General features: G+C 71.3%; 16 protein-coding genes, 1 tRNA gene and 1 pseudogene. 13 read left to right on the top strand and 5 right to left on the bottom strand.

What is annotated here, in order from left to right; genetic code table 11:
• Window positions 1–13 precede the first annotated feature (13 nt).
• On the top strand, window positions 14–316 hold the full coding sequence (locus NAMU_RS20100) for a DUF1540 domain-containing protein (RefSeq protein ID WP_015749175.1): 303 nt from the start codon (window positions 14–16) through the stop codon (window positions 314–316).
• 72 nt (window positions 317–388) lie between these two features.
• On the opposite strand, the gene NAMU_RS20095 is transcribed toward NAMU_RS20100, so the two are convergent.
• Window positions 389–1,570: an AI-2E family transporter gene (locus tag NAMU_RS20095; RefSeq protein WP_138180362.1), complete on the bottom strand. Its 1,182-nt coding sequence runs from the start codon at window positions 1,568–1,570 to the stop codon at window positions 389–391.
• 245 nt (window positions 1,571–1,815) lie between these two features.
• Between NAMU_RS20095 and NAMU_RS20090 the strand changes: the two genes are divergently transcribed.
• From NAMU_RS20090 to der, 8 genes are all read left to right on the top strand, one after another.
• Window positions 1,816–3,210, top strand: a complete 1,395-nt coding sequence (locus NAMU_RS20090; protein WP_015749173.1) for a hypothetical protein — start codon at window positions 1,816–1,818, stop codon at window positions 3,208–3,210.
• A gap of 366 nt (window positions 3,211–3,576) precedes the next feature.
• Window positions 3,577–4,383 (top strand): ParA family protein, encoded by an 807-nt coding sequence (locus NAMU_RS20085; protein ID WP_217180992.1) that lies wholly within the window; start codon window positions 3,577–3,579, stop codon window positions 4,381–4,383.
• Window positions 4,380–5,255 carry a segregation and condensation protein A gene (locus tag NAMU_RS20080; RefSeq protein WP_015749171.1) on the top strand — a complete coding sequence of 292 codons (876 nt, stop codon included), beginning with the start codon at window positions 4,380–4,382 and terminating at the stop codon, window positions 5,253–5,255. Before NAMU_RS20085 ends, NAMU_RS20080 begins: the two co-directional genes overlap by 4 nt.
• Window positions 5,252–5,869 (top strand): SMC-Scp complex subunit ScpB, encoded by a 618-nt coding sequence (gene scpB / locus NAMU_RS20075; RefSeq protein ID WP_015749170.1) that lies wholly within the window; start codon window positions 5,252–5,254, stop codon window positions 5,867–5,869. The genes NAMU_RS20080 and scpB overlap by 4 nt, the downstream gene beginning before the upstream one ends.
• Entirely contained in the window at window positions 5,862–6,611 is a 750-nt protein-coding gene (locus NAMU_RS20070) for a pseudouridine synthase (RefSeq protein ID WP_015749169.1), read from the top strand. Before scpB ends, NAMU_RS20070 begins: the two co-directional genes overlap by 8 nt.
• On the top strand, window positions 6,608–7,321 hold the full coding sequence (gene cmk, locus NAMU_RS20065; protein ID WP_015749168.1) for a (d)CMP kinase: 714 nt from the start codon (window positions 6,608–6,610) through the stop codon (window positions 7,319–7,321). The genes NAMU_RS20070 and cmk overlap by 4 nt, the downstream gene beginning before the upstream one ends.
• A 25-nt stretch (window positions 7,322–7,346) precedes the next feature.
• Window positions 7,347–8,015, top strand: a complete 669-nt coding sequence (locus NAMU_RS20060; RefSeq protein WP_015749167.1) for a lysophospholipid acyltransferase family protein — start codon at window positions 7,347–7,349, stop codon at window positions 8,013–8,015.
• Window positions 8,012–9,463: a ribosome biogenesis GTPase Der gene (gene der, locus NAMU_RS20055; RefSeq protein ID WP_015749166.1), complete on the top strand. Its 1,452-nt coding sequence runs from the start codon at window positions 8,012–8,014 to the stop codon at window positions 9,461–9,463. The genes NAMU_RS20060 and der overlap by 4 nt, the downstream gene beginning before the upstream one ends.
• Window positions 9,464–9,590: 127 nt before the next feature.
• Here der and NAMU_RS31940 read toward each other — a convergent pair.
• From NAMU_RS31940 to NAMU_RS20035, 4 genes and pseudogenes are all read right to left on the bottom strand, one after another.
• Window positions 9,591–9,824 (bottom strand): annotated as a pseudogene (locus NAMU_RS31940) (hypothetical protein); the annotation flags it as partial.
• A 101-nt stretch (window positions 9,825–9,925) separates the two neighbouring features.
• On the bottom strand, window positions 9,926–10,108 hold the full coding sequence (locus NAMU_RS20045; protein ID WP_041369198.1) for a hypothetical protein: 183 nt from the start codon (window positions 10,106–10,108) through the stop codon (window positions 9,926–9,928).
• A 2-nt stretch (window positions 10,109–10,110) separates the two neighbouring features.
• Entirely contained in the window at window positions 10,111–11,061 is a 951-nt protein-coding gene (locus tag NAMU_RS20040) for a calcium/sodium antiporter (protein ID WP_015749165.1), read from the bottom strand.
• 141 nt (window positions 11,062–11,202) lie between these two features.
• Window positions 11,203–12,753 carry an HNH endonuclease gene (locus tag NAMU_RS20035; protein ID WP_015749164.1) on the bottom strand — a complete coding sequence of 517 codons (1,551 nt, stop codon included), beginning with the start codon at window positions 12,751–12,753 and terminating at the stop codon, window positions 11,203–11,205.
• A gap of 129 nt (window positions 12,754–12,882) precedes the next feature.
• Between NAMU_RS20035 and NAMU_RS20030 the strand changes: the two genes are divergently transcribed.
• The 4 genes from NAMU_RS20030 (at window position 12,883) to NAMU_RS20015 (ending at window position 16,909) form a co-directional block, all read left to right on the top strand.
• Window positions 12,883–12,956: transfer RNA gene (locus NAMU_RS20030), tRNA-Pro, on the top strand.
• 168 nt (window positions 12,957–13,124) lie between these two features.
• On the top strand, window positions 13,125–13,529 hold the full coding sequence (locus NAMU_RS20025) for a hypothetical protein (protein ID WP_015749163.1): 405 nt from the start codon (window positions 13,125–13,127) through the stop codon (window positions 13,527–13,529).
• A gap of 447 nt (window positions 13,530–13,976) precedes the next feature.
• Window positions 13,977–14,792 carry an SAM-dependent methyltransferase gene (locus NAMU_RS20020; RefSeq protein WP_015749162.1) on the top strand — a complete coding sequence of 272 codons (816 nt, stop codon included), beginning with the start codon at window positions 13,977–13,979 and terminating at the stop codon, window positions 14,790–14,792.
• A gap of 8 nt (window positions 14,793–14,800) precedes the next feature.
• On the top strand, window positions 14,801–16,909 hold the full coding sequence (locus tag NAMU_RS20015; RefSeq protein ID WP_015749161.1) for a putative bifunctional diguanylate cyclase/phosphodiesterase: 2,109 nt from the start codon (window positions 14,801–14,803) through the stop codon (window positions 16,907–16,909).
• Window positions 16,910–16,949 lie beyond the last annotated feature (40 nt).

Genomic DNA, 16,949 nt, shown 5'->3' with positions numbered 1-16,949 from the left:
CGACGGAGGAACCATGACTGCGATGCTGGAGATGCGTCCGATTGCCGAGTGCACGGTGTCCGGGTGCTCGTACAACGATCACTCGAACTGCCACGCGTTCGCGATCACGGTGGGCGGCCGCGAATCTGCCGATGCCGCCTGCGCCACCTTCATCCCGTTGTCGTCCAAGGGTGGGTTGGCCAAGGTGACCGGCCACGTCGGCGCCTGTCAGCGGGCCGACTGTCAGCACAACGAGTCGCTCGAGTGCACGGCCAGCTCGGTCAAGATCGGGGCCGGCGCGGACGCCGCCGATTGCTTGACCTTCCAGGCGCGCTGACCCCGTCACCCCCACGTAGCACGCGAAAGGCCGCGGATCCCGTCAGTGGGATCCGCGGCCTTTTGCCGTTGATCAGGCCGGTTCGACCGCCGGTTTGCTCTTCTTGGCGGGCTTCGGCGTCTTTTCCTTCTTGGTCAGGATCGGTTCGTCGCCCAGGAACAGTTGCAGCCACTTGGCCTCGGGGTCGACGTCGACCATGATCGCCTTGACCAGCAGGCTGGCCGGAATGGCCAGGATGGCGCCCAGCGGTCCGAGCAGGAACGCCCACAGGATCAGCGACAGGAAGCTCATCGTGGTGGTCAGGCCGACCGCGTCGCCGACGAACTTGGGCTGCAGCACCGACTGGATGATGAAGTTCAGCACGCAGTAGACGACGATCACCCAGATCATCAGGCTCGGGCCGCCGACCAGCAGGCCGAGCAGGGCCGGCGGGATCAGGCCGATGATGAATCCGATATTGGGGATGTAGTTCGTCACGAACGCCAGCAGCGCCCACAGGCCGGCCGCCGGGATCCCCATGATCACCAGGGCGGCCCCGTCCAGGACCGCGACGATGCCGCCGAAGATCGTCGCCACCGCGAAGTACTTGCGGGTGCCGGCGGCGAACTGGCCGAGTGCGTTGAGCGCCGGCTCGCGGCCCGGGCGGTGCTTGACCATCCGCTCGCTGAACACCGAGCCGTCCACGGCCAGGAAGATCAGCAGCGTGATGATGAAGAACAGCGACGTGAACACGTTCATCACGCTGGAGAGCAGCGAGGCGATGTAGGACAGGATCGAACTCTTGTCGACGCTGGAGAGCATGCTCTGGATCTGCTCCTGGGTGACCCCCATCCCGGCCAGCCAGCTCTTGACCCCGGTCAGCTCGGTCTGCAGCTGGTCGGCGTACTGCGGCATCAGGCCGACGAACTGGGCGACGCCCACCGCGGCGGCGATCACTAGCCCGAAGATGATCGCGTAGACCCCGATCACCACGACCAGCGTGGCCAGCCAGCGCGGAGCGCCGCGGCGAATCATCATGCCGCGCAGCGGGTCCACCGTGATGGTCAGCACCAGGGCCAGGAAGATCGGGCCGATCAGATCCGGCACCGCGTGGATGCCGGCCGCGACCACCACGCCGGCGGCCAGGCCGAGCATGATGATCAGCCCGCGGGGGAGCCCGTAGGCGTGCACCCGGCGGGCGTGCAGCGGATCGTCGGGATGGTGGTGCACCACCGGCGCCGTCGGGGAGTGCTGGGTCTCGGGCTCGTTGGCCATGAGGAATCCGTTCTTCTCGAGCACGGCGACGCTGTGTGCCCGCGACACGCACCCTGACGGGTACCGGGCACGGCGAGCGCCGCCGGGACAGTACCGACCGTGCCTGATTGCCGGTTTCGCGGACATCATCCCGGATGGATGAAGTGCTTCCCGCGCTGGCGCCGTTGAATGTGATCGGATCTCAATGATTTCGATACGAAGATTCAGGCGAGCAGTCGGGCGGCCCGCCGAGCTGGAGGGCACACATGAGCGGCGAAACGGCTTCGGCAACGGTCCGGGTGGAGCACGCGGCCGGTTCCGTCTGGCACACGATCGACCACGGTCCGCAGGCCCGGATCTGGCGGGTGACCTCCATCGTGCTGCTGGTCCTGGGCTGCGTGCTCACCCCGGTGGCGCTGACCGCGAAGTGGGCCAGCACCCTGGTCTCCGACCAGGACGCGTACCTGGCCGCGGTCGAACCGCTGGCCACCGACCCGGCGATCGTCTCGGCCCTGGAGAACCGGCTGACCGGCGCCATCGACGAGCAGATCAGCAACCTGCAGCTGGCCGACAAGATCGGTGACGAACTGCAGTCGCTGGGCCTGCCGCCGAAGCTGGCCACCCTGGCCACCGGGTACCTGGCCACCTTCCGCTCGGACATCACCGACGCGATCAGCCGGATGGTCGACGAGCTGGTCACCAGCCCCAAGATGGCCGAGCTGTGGAACGCGGCCAACGCCAAGGCCCACACCGTGTTCGTGCAGGCCATGCAGGGCCAGTACAACGACGAGGTGACCAAGCTGCACTCGGTCAACGTCGACCTGTCCCAGGGGGCCGCGGCGATCAAGCAGAAGCTCGAGTCGGCCGGCGTGAGCTGGGCCAACCAGATCCCCGACATCCCGGTCGTGATCAACCTGACCGGGCAGGCCGACCTGCAGGCGATCGCCGGTTACTACGACCTGCTCAACACCCTGGGCACCTGGCTGCCCTGGGTCGCCCTGCTCCTGCTGCTGGCCTCCATCCTGATCGCGCCCAGCCGGCTCACCGGGCTGGCCCGGGCCGGGTTCTGGGTCGCGGTGTCCCTGCTGGTGCTGGTGGTCGGGGCGGCGATCGGCCGGGAGTGGCTGGTCGGGCAATCGCCGCTGCAGCCGCAGGTGACGGAGGCCTTCGTCGCGTCGTTGCTGGCCGGGCTGCGGGACCAGGTCCGGGCGCTGATCGGACTGGCCGCCGTCATCGCCGCGGTGAGCTGGTTGTTCGGCCGCTCGCGCAGCGCCACCAGCCTGCGCCGGCAGGCCGGTCAGGCGGCCGGGTTGGTCCGTGACCCGCGCTGGCAGCTGGCCGTGCGGGCCGGCGCCGGTGCGGCGGCGGTGGCGCTGATCATCTGGCTGCTGTCGATGGACGAGCCGCGGGTGCTCTGGGCGGTGCTGCTGGTGCTGCTGGCCGGCCTGGCCGCGTTCGTCGCGCTGCGCCCGGGGGAGCCGGCCACCGCCGATGCGGCGGGTGGGGCCGCGGGCGGGGCCGATGCGGGCGGTGGCCCGGCCGACACCCGCGAGCTCGTCCCGGTCGTCGACGACCGACCGACCTCCCCGGGAGTCCCACCTGTCACACCGACCTCAGGATCCTCAGCGTCCTCAGGGTCCTCAGCCGATCGGCCGTCCTAGCCCGATCGGCGAGGTCCGGCCGGGCGGGTCGTTTTGGTCGGGCCGGTGCCGGCCACCTACCCTTGACGGGATCGTCGGGATGACGACACGGCTGGCAAGGGAGTTCCAGGACGCATGAGCGAACGGAATGACGAGGTCTGGGCAGGGACCGGTGGTCCCCGGGTCGAAGGATCGCTGGCCGCGGCGGTCGACTACCAGGAGCGGGATCAGTTCGCGTTCCCCGGCATCGAACCGCCGGCCCCCGTGCCCGTCCCGGCGCCGGCCGAACCGGAACCGGCGCCGGCAGCGGCGCCTGTCGTGGAACGCGTGCCCGACCGTCCGGTCGATCACGGCGTGGCCGGATCGACGTCTCCGGCCCTGCGCGCGATGCGGGGCCGCGACCCCCAGCCGCAGCCGCTGACCAGCCACGGTCCGGCCAAGGTCATCGCCATGTGCAACCAGAAGGGCGGGGTCGGCAAGACCACCTCGACCATCAACCTGGGGGCGGCGCTGGCCGCCTACGGGCGGCGAGTGCTGCTGGTCGACCTGGACCCGCAGGGGGCGTTGTCGGCCGGGCTGGGCATCGCCTCGCACGAGCTGGACCACACCATCTACAACCTGATGCTGGAGCCGTCGACGCAGCTGACCGACGTGCTGGTGCCGACCGGGATCGAGGGCGTCGACCTGATTCCGGCCAACATCGACCTGTCGGCCGGTGAGGTGCAGCTGATCAACGAGGTCGGCCGGGAGCACACCCTGTCCCGGGCGCTACGGCCGGTGCTGCACGCCTACGACTACATCCTGATCGACTGCCAGCCCTCGCTCGGGCTGCTCACCATCAACGCCCTCACCTGCGCCCAGGGGGTGATCATCCCGCTGGCCGCCGAATGGTTCTCGCTTCGCGGGGTGCACCTGCTGGTCGACACCATCGAGAAGGTGCAGGCCCGGATCAACCCGGACCTGGAGGTGGCCGGCGTCCTGGTCACCATGTACGACGGCCGCACCGTGCACTCGCGCGAGGTGGTCGGCATGCTCGACCAGCGCTTCGGCGACACCGTCTACGACACGATCATCACCCGAACCGTGAAGTTCCCGGAGACCACGGTCGCCGGCGAGCCGATCATCTCCTACGCCCCGAGCCACCCGGCGGCGCAGGCCTACAAGGCGCTTGCGCGTGAAGTGATCGCTCGATGACCGTGACCCCCCGCGACCGGCAGCTGCCGGGATCGGCGGAGGGCGGGTCGCACGACGAATCGGAGACGCCCGAGGGCGTCGAGGGCGGCCGCAAGTCCTTCCACGTGCGGCTGGACAACTTCGACGGTCCGTTCGACCTGCTGCTGCAGCTGATCAGCCAGCACCGGATGGACGTCACCGAGGTGGCGCTGCACCGCGTCACCGACGACTTCCTGGCCCACGTCCGGGGCATGGGCAAGGACTGGGACCTGGACCAGGTCACCGAGTTCCTGGTGATCGCGGCGACCCTGCTGGACATGAAGGCGGCCCGGTTGCTACCGGCGCCGGCCGACGACGGGCTCAACCCGGACGAGCCGCTGCAGGCCCGGGACCTGCTGTTCGCGCGGCTGCTGGCCTACCGGGCCTACCAGCAGGTGGCGGCGCTGTTCGCGGAGCTGGAGGCGGGGGCGCTGCGCCGCTACCCGCGGGCGGTCTCGCTGGAACAGCGCTATCTGGGCCTGCTGCCCGAGGTGACGATCGGGCTGACCCCGGAGGCGTTCGCCGACCTGGCCGGCACCGTGTTCACGCCCAAGCCCGAACCGGTGGTCAACGTCGACCACATCCACGCGCCGCGGGTCTCGGTGGCCGAGCACACCGGGATGCTGCGCGAGCTGCTGGCCACCCGGGGCGCGGCGACGTTCGGCGAGCTGGTCGCCGACTGCACCGCGACGCTGCAGGTAGTGGCCCGGTTCCTGGGCCTGCTGCAGCTGTACCGGGAGTCGGCGGTGGCCTTCGATCAACCCCTGCCGTTGGGTGAGCTGACCGTACGGTGGATGGCACCGGATGTCGGCCGCGCCGAGTCCTCCGGCGCGGACGTGGAGGAATACGAGTGAACGAAGCAACCGAAGCGCCGGACGCGCCGGAGACTGCGGAGGCCGTGGCGCCTGAGCCGCCGGCCGTCGATCAGGTGCCCGAGCACGACCTGGCCGGGGCGATCGAGGCGGTGCTGCTGGTCGCCGACACCCCGATCCCGGAGGCGCAGATCGCGGCCGCGGTGGGGCACACCCCCGGCCATGTCCGGGCGCTGCTGGCCGAGCTGGCCGACAACTACACGGCGGCCAACTCCGGCATCGAGCTGCGCGAGTTCGGCGGCGGCTGGCGCTTCTACACCCGTGACCGGTTCGCGCCGGTGGTCGAGCGGTTCGTGCTGGACGGCGCGCAGAGCCGGCTGTCCAAGGCCGCGCTGGAGACCCTGGCCGTTGTCGCCTACCGGCAGCCGGTGACCCGGGCGCGGATCGCCGCCGTCCGCGGCGTCAACGTCGACGGCGTCATCCGCACCCTGATGTCCCGGGGCCTGATCCAGGACTGCGGCATCGACGCGGACACCGGCGGCACCCTGTACCGCACCACCGACATGTTCCTGGAGCGGATGGGCTTGGGCGATCTGACCGAGCTGCCCTCCCTGGGACCGCTGTTGCCCGAGGCTGGAGAGTTGGACGATGTCTGATCGAAGCGAGGCCGCCGACGACGGCGTGCGACTGCAGAAGGTGCTCGCCTCGGCGGGTGTCGCGTCGCGCCGCAAGGCCGAGGAACTGATCCGGGACGGCCGGGTGAAGGTCGACGGCATCGTGGTGCGCGAGATGGGCACCCGGATCGACCCGGAGAACGCCGTCGTGCACGTCGACGGGAACCGGATCACCACCCGCACCGACCTGGTGTACCTGGCGTTGAACAAGGAACGCGGCGTGCTGTCGACCATGTCCGACGAGTTGGGGCGCCCGCACATCGGGCAGATGCTGGAGGACCGCTCGGAGCGGCTGTTCCACGTCGGCCGGCTGGATATGGAGTCCGAGGGTCTGCTGCTGCTGACCAACGACGGTGACCTGGCCCACCGGCTCACCCACCCGTCCTACGGGGTGGCCAAGACCTACGTGGCCGAGGTGCCCGGACCCATCCCGAAGGACCTGGGTCGCCGGCTCAAGGCCGGGGTCGAGCTGGAGGACGGTCCGGCCAAGGTCGACTCGTTCGATGTGATGGACCTGCACCACAACCGGGCGGTTGTCGAGGTCGTCATCCATGAGGGGCGCAAGCACATCGTGCGGCGGCTGCTGGAAGCGGTGGACCGGCCGGTGTCCCGGCTGGTGCGCACCCAGATCGGACCGGTGCAGCTGGGTCATCAGCGGCCCGGCACCCTGCGCAAGCTCAACCCGGTCGAGGTCTCGCAGCTGTACAAGGCGGTCGGGCTGTGAGCTCGAGTTTTGTAATCGCCATCGACGGCCCGGCCGGAACCGGCAAGTCGACGGTGGCCCGGCGGGTGGCCCAGGCGCTGCACGCCGGCTACCTGGACACCGGGGCGATGTACCGGATCGTCACCCTCGCGGTGCTGCGGGCCGGCGTCGATCCGGTCGACGACGCCGCGGTGGCCGCGGTGCTGCCGGCGCTGACGTTCGAGTCGCCGACCACCGCCGACCGGCAGGAGCACGTGCTCGACGGCGACCGGGTCACCTCCGAGATCCGCGGCAGCGCCGTCACTCTCGCCGTGACTCCGGTGTCGGCCAACCCGGCCGTACGTTCCTTCCTGCTGGATCGGCAGCGGCGGCTGGCCCGCTCCGGCCGGATGGTCGTGGAGGGCCGGGACATCGGTACGGTCGTCGTCCCGGACGCCGACCTGAAGATCTACCTGACCGCCGACGCGACCGAACGGGCGCGTCGCCGGCACCGGCAGAACGCGGCGCTGGTCGGCGCAGGCACCGGGGAGGTCGGGTTGGACCTGGCCGCGGTGGCCACCGACCTGCACCGCCGGGACAGCAAGGACAGCAGCCGCACCCACGCCCCGCTGCAGGCGGCCGCGGATGCGGTGGTGGTCGACTCGTCCGAGCTGGCCGTCGAGGAGACGGTCGCCCGGGTGCTGGCCCTGGCCGCCGACCGGGGCATCCGCGCGAGCGACGCGAGTCCGTGATGCGTCATCGACGGCAGGTGCCGGCGTGAGGTGGCGGCACCTGGGCGGGACGGCCGACCCGACCCCGCCGCACACCGGACCCAAAGGCATGGACCGCGGCCGGCGGATCGGCATCGTGGTCAACCTGCTCACCTACCGGGTGGTGCTGCACCACGCGGAGCGGATCCCGACCAGCGGGCCGGTGGTCGTCGTGGCCAACCACCAGCACCTGATGGACGGCGCGGTGCTGTTCGGCTGCCTGCCGCGGCGGGTGTCGTTCCTGGTGAAGGCGGAGGCGGTGAAGGGTCCCCTGGGCTGGTTGCTGACCAACGTCGGCCAGTACGCCATCGTCCGCGGCGCCCCCGACCGGGAACCGCTGCTGCAGGCGTTGGCGCAGCTCAAGGCGGGCGGGGCGATCGGCATCTTTCCCGAGGGTGCGCGTGGGAACGGCAATGTCGACTCGGTGTTCGCCGGGGCCGGCTGGCTGGCCGCCCGCGGCGGCGCCCCGGTCGTGCCGGTGGCCATCCGGGGCACGGCGCGGCCGGCCGGACGACGGCGACGGTTCCGGCCGGCGGTGACCGCCCTGGTCGGCCAGCCGTTCACGGTGCCGGTCGGCGGTGGCCGCAAGCCGGTGGCCGAGGCAACCGAGGCGATCCGGGTGAACCTGGCCGCGCTGGTGCAGGAACTGGACGCGGATGTGGTGAGGATGAGATGAGCGACGAATACGCAGGACCGGCGATCGAGGCCGGCGACGGGGTAGCGGACGGCACGTGGGCCGACGAGAGTGAGTTCACCGGCTGGGAGGACGGCTCGGCCGAGGACGACGGCTTCGACCAGGGTGGTCCGGCGCCCACGCTGGCCGTGGTCGGCCGGCCCAATGTGGGCAAGTCCACGCTGGTCAACCGGTTGATCGGGCGGCGGGAAGCGGTCGTGCAGGACGTGCCCGGGGTGACCCGGGACCGGGTCAGTCACGACGCGCTGTGGCGCGGCCGCCGGTTCACCGTGGTCGACACCGGCGGCTGGGACCCGATGGCCAGCGGTCTGCAGGCCGAGGTGACCGCGCAGGCGGAGCGGGCGATGCAGACCAGCGACGCGGTGCTGGTGGTGGTCGACGCGTCGGTCGGCGCGACCGAGACCGAGGACGCGATCGCCAAGGTGCTGCGGCGGTCCAAGCGGCCGGTGATCCTGGCCGTGAACAAGGTCGATGACGAGCGGGCCGAGGCCGATGCGGCCGCGTTGTGGTCGCTGGGCCTGGGGGAGCCGATCGCGGTCTCCGGGCTGCACGGCCGCGGCTCGGGCGATCTGCTGGACGCGGTGCTCGAGGCGCTGCCGACGGCACCCGAGGAGTTCGTCGGCAGCGGCGGCGGTCCGCGCCGGGTCGCACTGATCGGCCGGCCGAACGTGGGCAAGTCCTCGCTGCTGAACAAGCTGACCGGCGAGTCCCGCTCGGTGGTCCACGCGGTGGCCGGCACGACCGTCGACCCGGTCGACTCGCTGGTCGAGATCGACGGCCAGCTCTGGCGTTTCGTCGACACCGCGGGCCTGCGGCGGCGGGTGAACCAGGCCAAGGGGATGGAGTACTACGCCTCCCTGCGCACCCAGACGGCGCTGGAATCGGCCGAGGTGGCGATCGCCCTGATCGACTCGTCGACGCCGATCACCGAGCAGGACCAGCGGGTGATCAGCATGGTCATCGACTCCGGCCGGGCGCTGGTGATCGCGCTGAACAAGGCCGACCTGGTGGACGCCGACCGCCGCGCCGAGGTCGAGGACGAGGTGCTGCGGGACCTGGCCCGGGTGGCCTGGGCCCAGCGGATCAACATCTCCGCGCAGTCCGGGCGGGGCGTGCACCGGTTGGCGCCGGCGATGACCCGGGCGCTGGAGTCGTGGGACCGGCGGATCCCGACCGGGCGGTTGAACTCCTGGCTGGGCGAGTTGATCGCGGCGACGCCGCCGCCGGTGCGCGGCGGCAAGCAGCCGCGGGTGTTGTTCGCGACCCAGGCGTCCAACCGGCCGCCGACGTTCGTGCTGTTCACCACCGGCTTCCTGGAGGCCGGCTACCGCCGGTTCATCGAGCGCCGGCTGCGGGAGGACTTCGAGTTCACCGGCTCCCCGGTGCGGGTGAACGTGCGGGTGCGGGAGAAGCGCGGCGCGAAGAAGTAGCCCGGTCGTGCGAGCGGTTCGCTGATCAAAGCCGCGCCGAATCGGACACCGCGCCGCCGATGGCGCGGGATTGATCAGCGAACCCGGCGCGGACCGGTCAGTCCACGCCGGGGGCGAGCCGCTCGGCCGGTGCCGCGCGCAGGGCCGGCAGCAGGCTGGTGTCGGCAACCGCGACGGACATCTCGTAGTGCCCCCGCTCCATGCCGAAGTTGCCGGCCAACCCGCAGCAATCGGCCAGGGTGGTCACCCGCGCGCCGGCCGCTTCCAGCAGGGCCCGGTCGATGTCGAAGCCCGTCACCGCGCGGTGGTGGCAGTGCGGCTGGGCGATCACCTCGACGCCGGTGAGATCCGGTGGTGGCCAGCACCTTCCATTGCGGCGGTGCTGGACCTGAACCGGCACCTGGCCCGGGTGACCCCGCGCGCAGCGGGTCGCCGACGCCACCTGCACCGTCGCTGAGGCGCTCACAGCGCGACCCGGGTTCGACGACGCCTCACGATGCCGGGAACGACGGCGTTGCCGGCGATGGAGGTGCTGCCGCGGCTGGTCACCGGCACGCCCAGGGAGCGGACGACCTCGGTCGTGGCGGCGACGTCGTCGGCGTCGACCGGGTCAACGACCGCCTGGGGCAGCACCCGGGCGGTCATGATCAGGTCCGTACCGCGAGCAGCACGGTCAGGTAGACGACGTAGGCCAGGACGAAGCCGATGCCCTCGGCGCGGCTCATCCGCCGACCGGTCAGGAACACCGGGATGCAGACCAGCATCACCGCGACCATGATCGGCAGGTCGACGTGGGCGAGTTCGGGCGTGACGGCCAGCGGCGCGACGAGCGCGGATCCGCCGAGGACCAGACCGATGTTGTAGGTGCTGGAACCGATGAGATTGCCGATGGCGATGTCCCGTTCGCCGCGGAACGTGGAGACCAGCGTGGTGACCAGTTCGGGGGCGCTGGTGCCGATGGCGACCACGGTCAGGCCGACGACGGCCTCGGAGACGCCGAAGGCGCGGGACAGGTCGACCGCACCGCGCACCAGCAGGTCGGCGCCGACCACGATGACGGCCAGGCCGGCGACCGTGAGCAGCAGGTTCACCCAGCCCCGGCCTCGGGGGGCGGGCACCTCGTCGGCGGCGACCTGAATGGCGACCGGGTCGCGCCGGGCCTGCCCGACGATGAGAACGGTGTAACCGACGGCGATCGCGAGCAGGATCGCGCCCTCGACCCGGCTGAGCGAGCCGTCCCAGCACAGCGCCAGCAGCAGCAGGCCGATGGCCGCCATGATCGGCAGGTCCCGGCGGATCGTCGGCACCGCGATGGCCAGCGGGGCGATGGCCGCCGAGAGCCCGAGCACCAGCAGCAGGTTGACGATATTGGTGCCGGCGACGTTACCGATGGCCAACGGGCCGGCGTCGTTGATGGCCGAGTCGATGCCGATCGCCAGTTCGGGTGCGCTGGTGCCGACGGACACTACGGTCAGCCCGACGACGACCGGCGGCACGCCCCACGCGCCGGCCAGCGCCGCGGCGCCCCGGACGAGGACCTCGGCACCGACGATGAGCAGGGCGAGCCCGCCGGCGACGAGCAGCACGGCGGCGGTCATCGGGCTCTTTCGCAGGTGGGGCCGGGGCGGTCAACAGTCTCTCCCAGCTGGCCCCGAGCCGCCGGATATCCCGAGCCGCCGGATGCGCCCGGCTGAGCCGAGAGTCGGCGGGTGCCCGTGCTCGCCCGCACGGTCGCGGACTCAGAACGGCGGCGGGTCGTCGTCCCGGATCGGCCGATCGGGTGGGTCGGCGGTGAAGACCGACGCCGGCCGCTCGGGTGGGTGTTCCGGCGGCGGTTCCCACAGCCGGGTCGGCGGTTGCCGGTAGCGGCGGCCCAGCGGGCTGGTCCAGTCGTAGCCGTCGGCGGTGCGCCGGAGAAGGAACTCGCCGCCGTCCTTGGCCCGGTGGTGGTGTTTGCAGACCAGGCACAGATTGGTCGCGCTGGTGGTTCCGCCGGTGTCGTGGCCCGGGCGGAACGGTTCGACGTGGTCGAGCTCGCAGCGCTGCGCGGGCTGTCGGCAGCCGGGCAGCCGGCAGGTCTGGTCGCGGACCAGCACGTGGTCGGCCAGCGCGGCCGGTGGGTGGTAGGTGGTCCGGCCGTAATCCAGCAGCGCTCCGGTCAGCGGGTCGCAGACCAGGCGGCGCAGGGTGGCGTCGGCGGTGATCTGGGCGGCCTGGGCCGCAGTGATGGGGCCGTATCCGTGCAACTCGGCGCTCTGGCCGGCCGTCGTGGCGGGGTCGAGCAGCGCGGTGATCGGGACGGTCACCTGGACGTGCGGGCGGCGGCGCTGCCGGGTGGGCAGGGCCGTGCCCCGCCATTGCCCCGAGTCAAGGACCTCGGCGCACAGGTCGACCATGGCATCGACCCGGCGGGCGTCGGCGGTGCGACCGTCGTCCGGGGAGGCGGCCGCGTCACCCACGGCGACCAGGCAGGCTTGGATGGTGGCGACGTCCTGCGCGGTGGACAGCAGCCACAGGCTGCCCATCCCGTCGGGCTGGGCCTTGACACTGACCCGGCGGCGCTCGCGCTGGGCCTGATGCCGGTCGTCGGCGCCGTGCGGGTCGTGCCGGATGACCGCGCGCTGCACGGCATGTCGCAGTTCGGGCACGGTCCCCCGGGGCGCCGCCGGCAGGACGTCGGCCTCGACCAGGGCGGACTGATCCAGGTCCAGATCCTGGGTGTGGGACCGGATGGTGGATGCCTTGACCGGGGTGATCCGGCCCTCGTCCAGCGCGGCGAAGGTCTCGGGCAGCCGCGTGGTCAGGTCGACGGCCTCGGCCAGTTGCCGGGTCGCGGTGCCCTCGGCGATGCCCAGGGCGAGGGCGATCTCGGTGGCCAGGAACTCGTGCAGGCCCGGGTAGCAGCCGGACAGCTCGGCCAGATCGGCCTGCTGCCGGGCCTGCAGGTGCGCCATCAGGGATTGGCGGGCCTGGAGCGAATCGATCAACGTGTTCGCCCACAGCGGCACTGACGTCGTGGTGGCCTCAGCCGAGCAGTCGGTCGAGCCGTCGGCTCGGTCGACGGGGCCGTCGGGCCGGGTCTCCAGCACCCGGGCCAGGTCGGCCCCCGGGCCCGTGGTGGCCAGGGTCTCCCGCCAGGACCGCACACGGACGGCCGCGCGAGCGGCGCTGGCACGGAAGGGCAACACGACCCCGTGGGTCAACGACTCCGGCAGGCCCCAGCGGGCCGGGGGCCGGGCCCCGGACCAGACCCGCACCGGGCGGCCGCCCCAGTGGTCGTCGACAAACATAGCTGATCCTACCGTGAAAACGAACACGTGTACAGAACCTTGAGGACCTGGGGCGATCAGTTCGGCCGGGATGGCGCCGCGGCCGCCTCGGCTGGGGTAGGCTTTCTGACGCTCGGTTCGCCGAGTGGCCGGGATGTGGCGCAGCTTGGTAGCGCACTTGACTGGGGGTCAAGGGGTCGCAGGTTCAAATCCTGTCATCCCGACGTGTGGGCTCCTCACCTGATGGCAGGTGGGGAGCCCCTTTTCGTTCCGGGCGCCGGGGCAGGTCGGTGCCCGGCCCGTCCGCGACCCGCAGGGCCGCCGCGGGCGCAGAGCGCACACTGGAATGGTCCGCAGGTGCTGCGGGTCGGCGCCAGCAGGAGGTTCCCAACATGGCCAACAACGAGTTCGGATTCGATCCCGACGATCTCGATCGCTTCTTCCCCGGGGCCGGTGATCAACTGCGGGGTGCGCTCGGTCAGTTCGCCCGGATGCTCAACGCCTCCGGCGAGGGCCGCGGCGCAGGTTCGTCCGCCGGATTCGGGGGCAGTCGGCGCTCGGCACCCGAGCCGGAGACGACCGGGGAGACCGGCGAGGGCGTCTGGATGATCTACACCGTGGACGCCGACGGCGATGCGCGGGTCGAGCAGGTGTTCGCAACCGAGCTCGAGGCCCTGCGTGCGAACAAGCACAACACCGACAGCAACCGCAGTGTCCGGTTCCTGCCGTACGGGATCCCGGTGACCGTCCTGGACTCGCCGGTCACCTCGGCGGCCGACGACGAGCCCGGGGCCTGACCGCGTCGGGTCAGCGGTCCGCCGGCCGCTGGCACCAGTCCGGCGGCCGTCCCTCGCAGTAGTGCGGCTGCCCGCAATGGCACAGCGACGGGTGATCGAGCGATCGGCCGCAGCACCAGCAGTGGGTCCAACTGGTGGCGGACATGGCCGGTCCGGCCTGCGGTGCGGTAGGGGTGTCATGCAGCGATTGGGTGCGATACGGCACGCGTGGGCCTCCCCTTGAGTCACCGTGAGTATGGGCTCCGTGACGAAGGGGCATAAGCTCTATTTGGGTGATTCCGGCGGCTTTCGTCGCCCCCGGACGGTGATCGAACGGTCGCGGCTCGTCTTCGATTCGGCTGGCTGGAGTGAGACACTGGCCCCCGATCGGGCCCGCGAATCCGTTGGACCGACTCGCCGTTCGTTCAGTACGACGTGACGACAGACGGGGAACGCGATGGGGGTGCGATGACCAGGCCTAGTTGGGCGCCGCCCGAGATCGATCTGGACCGGCCGAGCGCGGCGCGGGTCTACGACTATTACCTCGGTGGCTTCCACAACTTCCCGGCCGATCGGGCGATGGCCCAGGAGGCCATCCGCATGTGGCCCGAGCTGCCGGTGATGATGCAGGCCAACCGGGCGTTCCTGCGCCGCGCCATCCGGTATTGCGTCAGCCGCGGCATCACCCAGTTCCTCGACATCGGCTCGGGCATCCCGACGGTGGGCAACTCGCACGAGGTGGCCCGCCAGGCGGACCCGCAGAGCCGGGTGGTCTACGTCGACATCGACCCCATCGCCGTGGCGCACAGTCGCGCCATCCTGGGCGACGATCCGGCGACGCGGGTGCTCCAGGGCGATCTGCGCCGGCCCGACGAGATCTTGAACGACGAACGGGTCCGCGAGTTGCTGGACCTGGATCGTCCGGTGGCCGTGCTGATGGTCGCCCTGCTGCATTTCGTGCCCGATGCCGACCAGCCGCGGGAGGTCATCGCCCAGCTGGGTGATGCCCTGGTCGAGGGCAGCATGCTCGTCGTCTCGCACGCCAGCTCGGACGGACAGCCCGAACTGGCCGCGCGTCACCAGCAGCTCTACTCCCGCACGCCGACCCCGATGACAATGCGGTCCAAGGTCGAGATCGAGTCGCTCTTCGGTGATTTCGCGCTGCAGGAACCCGGGGTGGTGCCGATTGCGCGCTGGCATCCCGACCCCGGTGCGCAGGCCCACCCGGAGATCGAACGGATGGTCGGCTTCGCCGGCGTCGGTCTCAAGGAGACCGTACGTTAGGGCACCGCGTGAGCATCAGCGACGAGGCCATCCGGGCCTTTGCCGCCGAGTGGGCGCGAACCATCGCCGGCACCAGTTACGTGCCACTCGGCCTGGTCGAGCTTGAGAGCACGCTGACCGAGCTGACCGGCGAGTTGCGGTGCGTGCTGGCCAGTGAGCCGTTCGATCCGGCCCCCGCCGCCCGGGTCGGGGCTGCGCTGGTCGATCGCCACTTCACCCACCCGGACAGCATCGCCTGCACCGTCGGCCTGGTCTCGCGTTCGTGGGGTGGGGTCAACGATCCGGACCTGCGGGATCGGGTCGCCGGCCTGGCCGGCGCGCTGGCCGCGGGCTACGCGGAACGACTCCAGGAACGGACGTTCGCCGAGCAGGACGCCATCCGCCGGGCCGCGATGATCGCCCAGGACGAGGCCGAGCGGGCCGCCCGTGAGCTCCAGGCCCGGTTCCGGGCCGTGTTCTCCGGCGCGGCCGTCGGCATCGGCGTCGGCGACGTCGACGGCCGGATCCTGGACGTCAACCCGGCCCTGCAGAAGATGCTCGGGTACACCGTCGAGGAGATGCGCCGGCGCAACGTCGGCGAGTTCATCCACCCGGCCGACACCGCCGACGTGTGGCAGCTCTACCAGCAGTTGATCACCGGCACGATCGACACCTTCCGCACCGCCAAGCGGTTCGTTCGTCAGGATGGCGACACCGTGTGGACGCAGCTCGCGGTGTCGCTGATCCGGGACAACCGCGGGCGACCGGAATTTCAGATCGCCGTCATGGAGGACGTCACCGATCTGCGCCGCCTGCAGATCCGCCTGGAGCACCAGGCCCACCACGACGCGTTGACCGGGCTGGCCAACCGGGCCCTGTTCCAGCAGCGTCTGGGGGAGCTCGCCGCGACCACGGACCCGACCGAGCGGATCGGCCTGTGCCTGCTGGACCTGGACGGGTTCAAGGCGATCAACGACAGTGTCGGGCACGGTGTCGGCGACCGGGTGCTGGTGGAGATCGCGGCCCGGCTCGGCCAGACCGTCGACGGCGACCGGCAGCTGGTCGCCCGCCTCGGCGGCGACGAGTTCGTCATCCTGGTCGCGGGCACGTCGGACGCCCAGGACATGGTCGCCGTGGCCGAGGCGGCCCTCGCGGCGGTGGCCCGACCGGTCTCGGTGGCGGGCGGCGTCTTCAACGTCACCGCCAGCGCCGGGCTGGTCGAGCGGACGGCCGCCGGCGCCGATCCCGCCGAGCTGGTTCGCGCGGCCGACATCACCCTGTACTGGGCCAAGGCCGAGGGCAAGGCTCGATGGGCCATCTTCGATCCCGAGCGCAGCCTGCGCGAGGTCGACCAGTACACGCTCGCCCAGTTGCTGCCCACCGCGCTGGACCGGGGCGAGTTCCGCCTGCACTATCAGCCCCTGATCGCCCTGGCCGACGGCCGGTTCACCGGTTTCGAGGCGCTGCTGCGGTGGGAGCACCCGCGGCTGGGTCGGCTCCGGCCGGATCGGTTCATTGCCGCCGCCGAAGAGTCGGGCATCATCGTGCCGATCGGCCAGTGGGTCCTGCAGGAGTCGTGCCGGCAGGCTCGCCGGTGGTACGAGATCACCGGCATCCGGCCCTGTGTCAGCGTCAACGTGGCCCTGCGCCAGCTGTCGGACGGCGGCCTGCTCGACGACGTGCTGCGGGTGATCGAGGCCGAACAGCTCACGCCCGACCAGCTGCAGCTCGAGCTCACCGAACGTGCCGTCATCGGATCGGACCACGAACCGCTCGCCGAGCTGCAGGCTCTGGCCGCGCTCGGGGTGGGGATCGCGATCGACGATTTCGGCACCGGCTACTCGAACATGACCTACCTGCGCCGGTTGCCGATCACGGCGCTCAAACTCGACCAGTCGTTCGTCAGCGAGCTGCGGCCCGACGCCGCGGACCAGACGGACGCCAAGATCGTCCGGTCGATCCTGACCCTGGCGCACGACCTGGGCCTCACCGTCACCGCCGAGGGGGTCGAAACCGCCGCCCAGGCCCGGGCCCTGCGCGAACTCGGGTGCGATCAGGCGCAGGGGATGTACTTCGGCGCGCCTGTCCCCGCCGACGCACTCCTGCGCACGCCCGATGCCCCCGGCGAAACGCGATGATCCGTCGGGTCGACGCATCGCCTCCGCATCAGGGCGCCGC

This window comes from Nakamurella multipartita DSM 44233 (assembly GCF_000024365.1).
Lineage (GTDB): Bacteria > Actinomycetota > Actinomycetes > Mycobacteriales > Nakamurellaceae > Nakamurella > Nakamurella multipartita.
The sequence above is the reverse complement of the archived record's forward strand: the minus strand, read 5'-3'. Positions and strand labels throughout refer to the sequence as shown.

Bases quoted from the DNA above. Each gene is read 5' to 3' on its own strand.
- NAMU_RS20100 (WP_015749175.1), top strand. From the start codon at position 14: ATGACTGCGATGCTGGAGATGCGTCCGATTGCCGAGTGCACGGTGTCC.
- NAMU_RS20095 (WP_138180362.1), bottom strand. From the start codon at position 1,570: ATGGCCAACGAGCCCGAGACCCAGCACTCCCCGACGGCGCCGGTGGTG.
- NAMU_RS20090 (WP_015749173.1), top strand. From the start codon at position 1,816: ATGAGCGGCGAAACGGCTTCGGCAACGGTCCGGGTGGAGCACGCGGCC.
- NAMU_RS20085 (WP_217180992.1), top strand. From the start codon at position 3,577: ATGCGGGGCCGCGACCCCCAGCCGCAGCCGCTGACCAGCCACGGTCCG.
- NAMU_RS20080 (WP_015749171.1), top strand. From the start codon at position 4,380: ATGACCGTGACCCCCCGCGACCGGCAGCTGCCGGGATCGGCGGAGGGC.
- NAMU_RS20070 (WP_015749169.1), top strand. From the start codon at position 5,862: ATGTCTGATCGAAGCGAGGCCGCCGACGACGGCGTGCGACTGCAGAAG.
- der (WP_015749166.1), top strand. From the start codon at position 8,012: ATGAGCGACGAATACGCAGGACCGGCGATCGAGGCCGGCGACGGGGTA.
- NAMU_RS20045 (WP_041369198.1), bottom strand. From the start codon at position 10,108: ATGACCGCCCGGGTGCTGCCCCAGGCGGTCGTTGACCCGGTCGACGCC.
- NAMU_RS20040 (WP_015749165.1), bottom strand. From the start codon at position 11,061: ATGACCGCCGCCGTGCTGCTCGTCGCCGGCGGGCTCGCCCTGCTCATC.
- NAMU_RS20035 (WP_015749164.1), bottom strand. From the start codon at position 12,753: ATGTTTGTCGACGACCACTGGGGCGGCCGCCCGGTGCGGGTCTGGTCC.
- NAMU_RS20025 (WP_015749163.1), top strand. From the start codon at position 13,125: ATGGCCAACAACGAGTTCGGATTCGATCCCGACGATCTCGATCGCTTC.
- NAMU_RS20020 (WP_015749162.1), top strand. From the start codon at position 13,977: ATGACCAGGCCTAGTTGGGCGCCGCCCGAGATCGATCTGGACCGGCCG.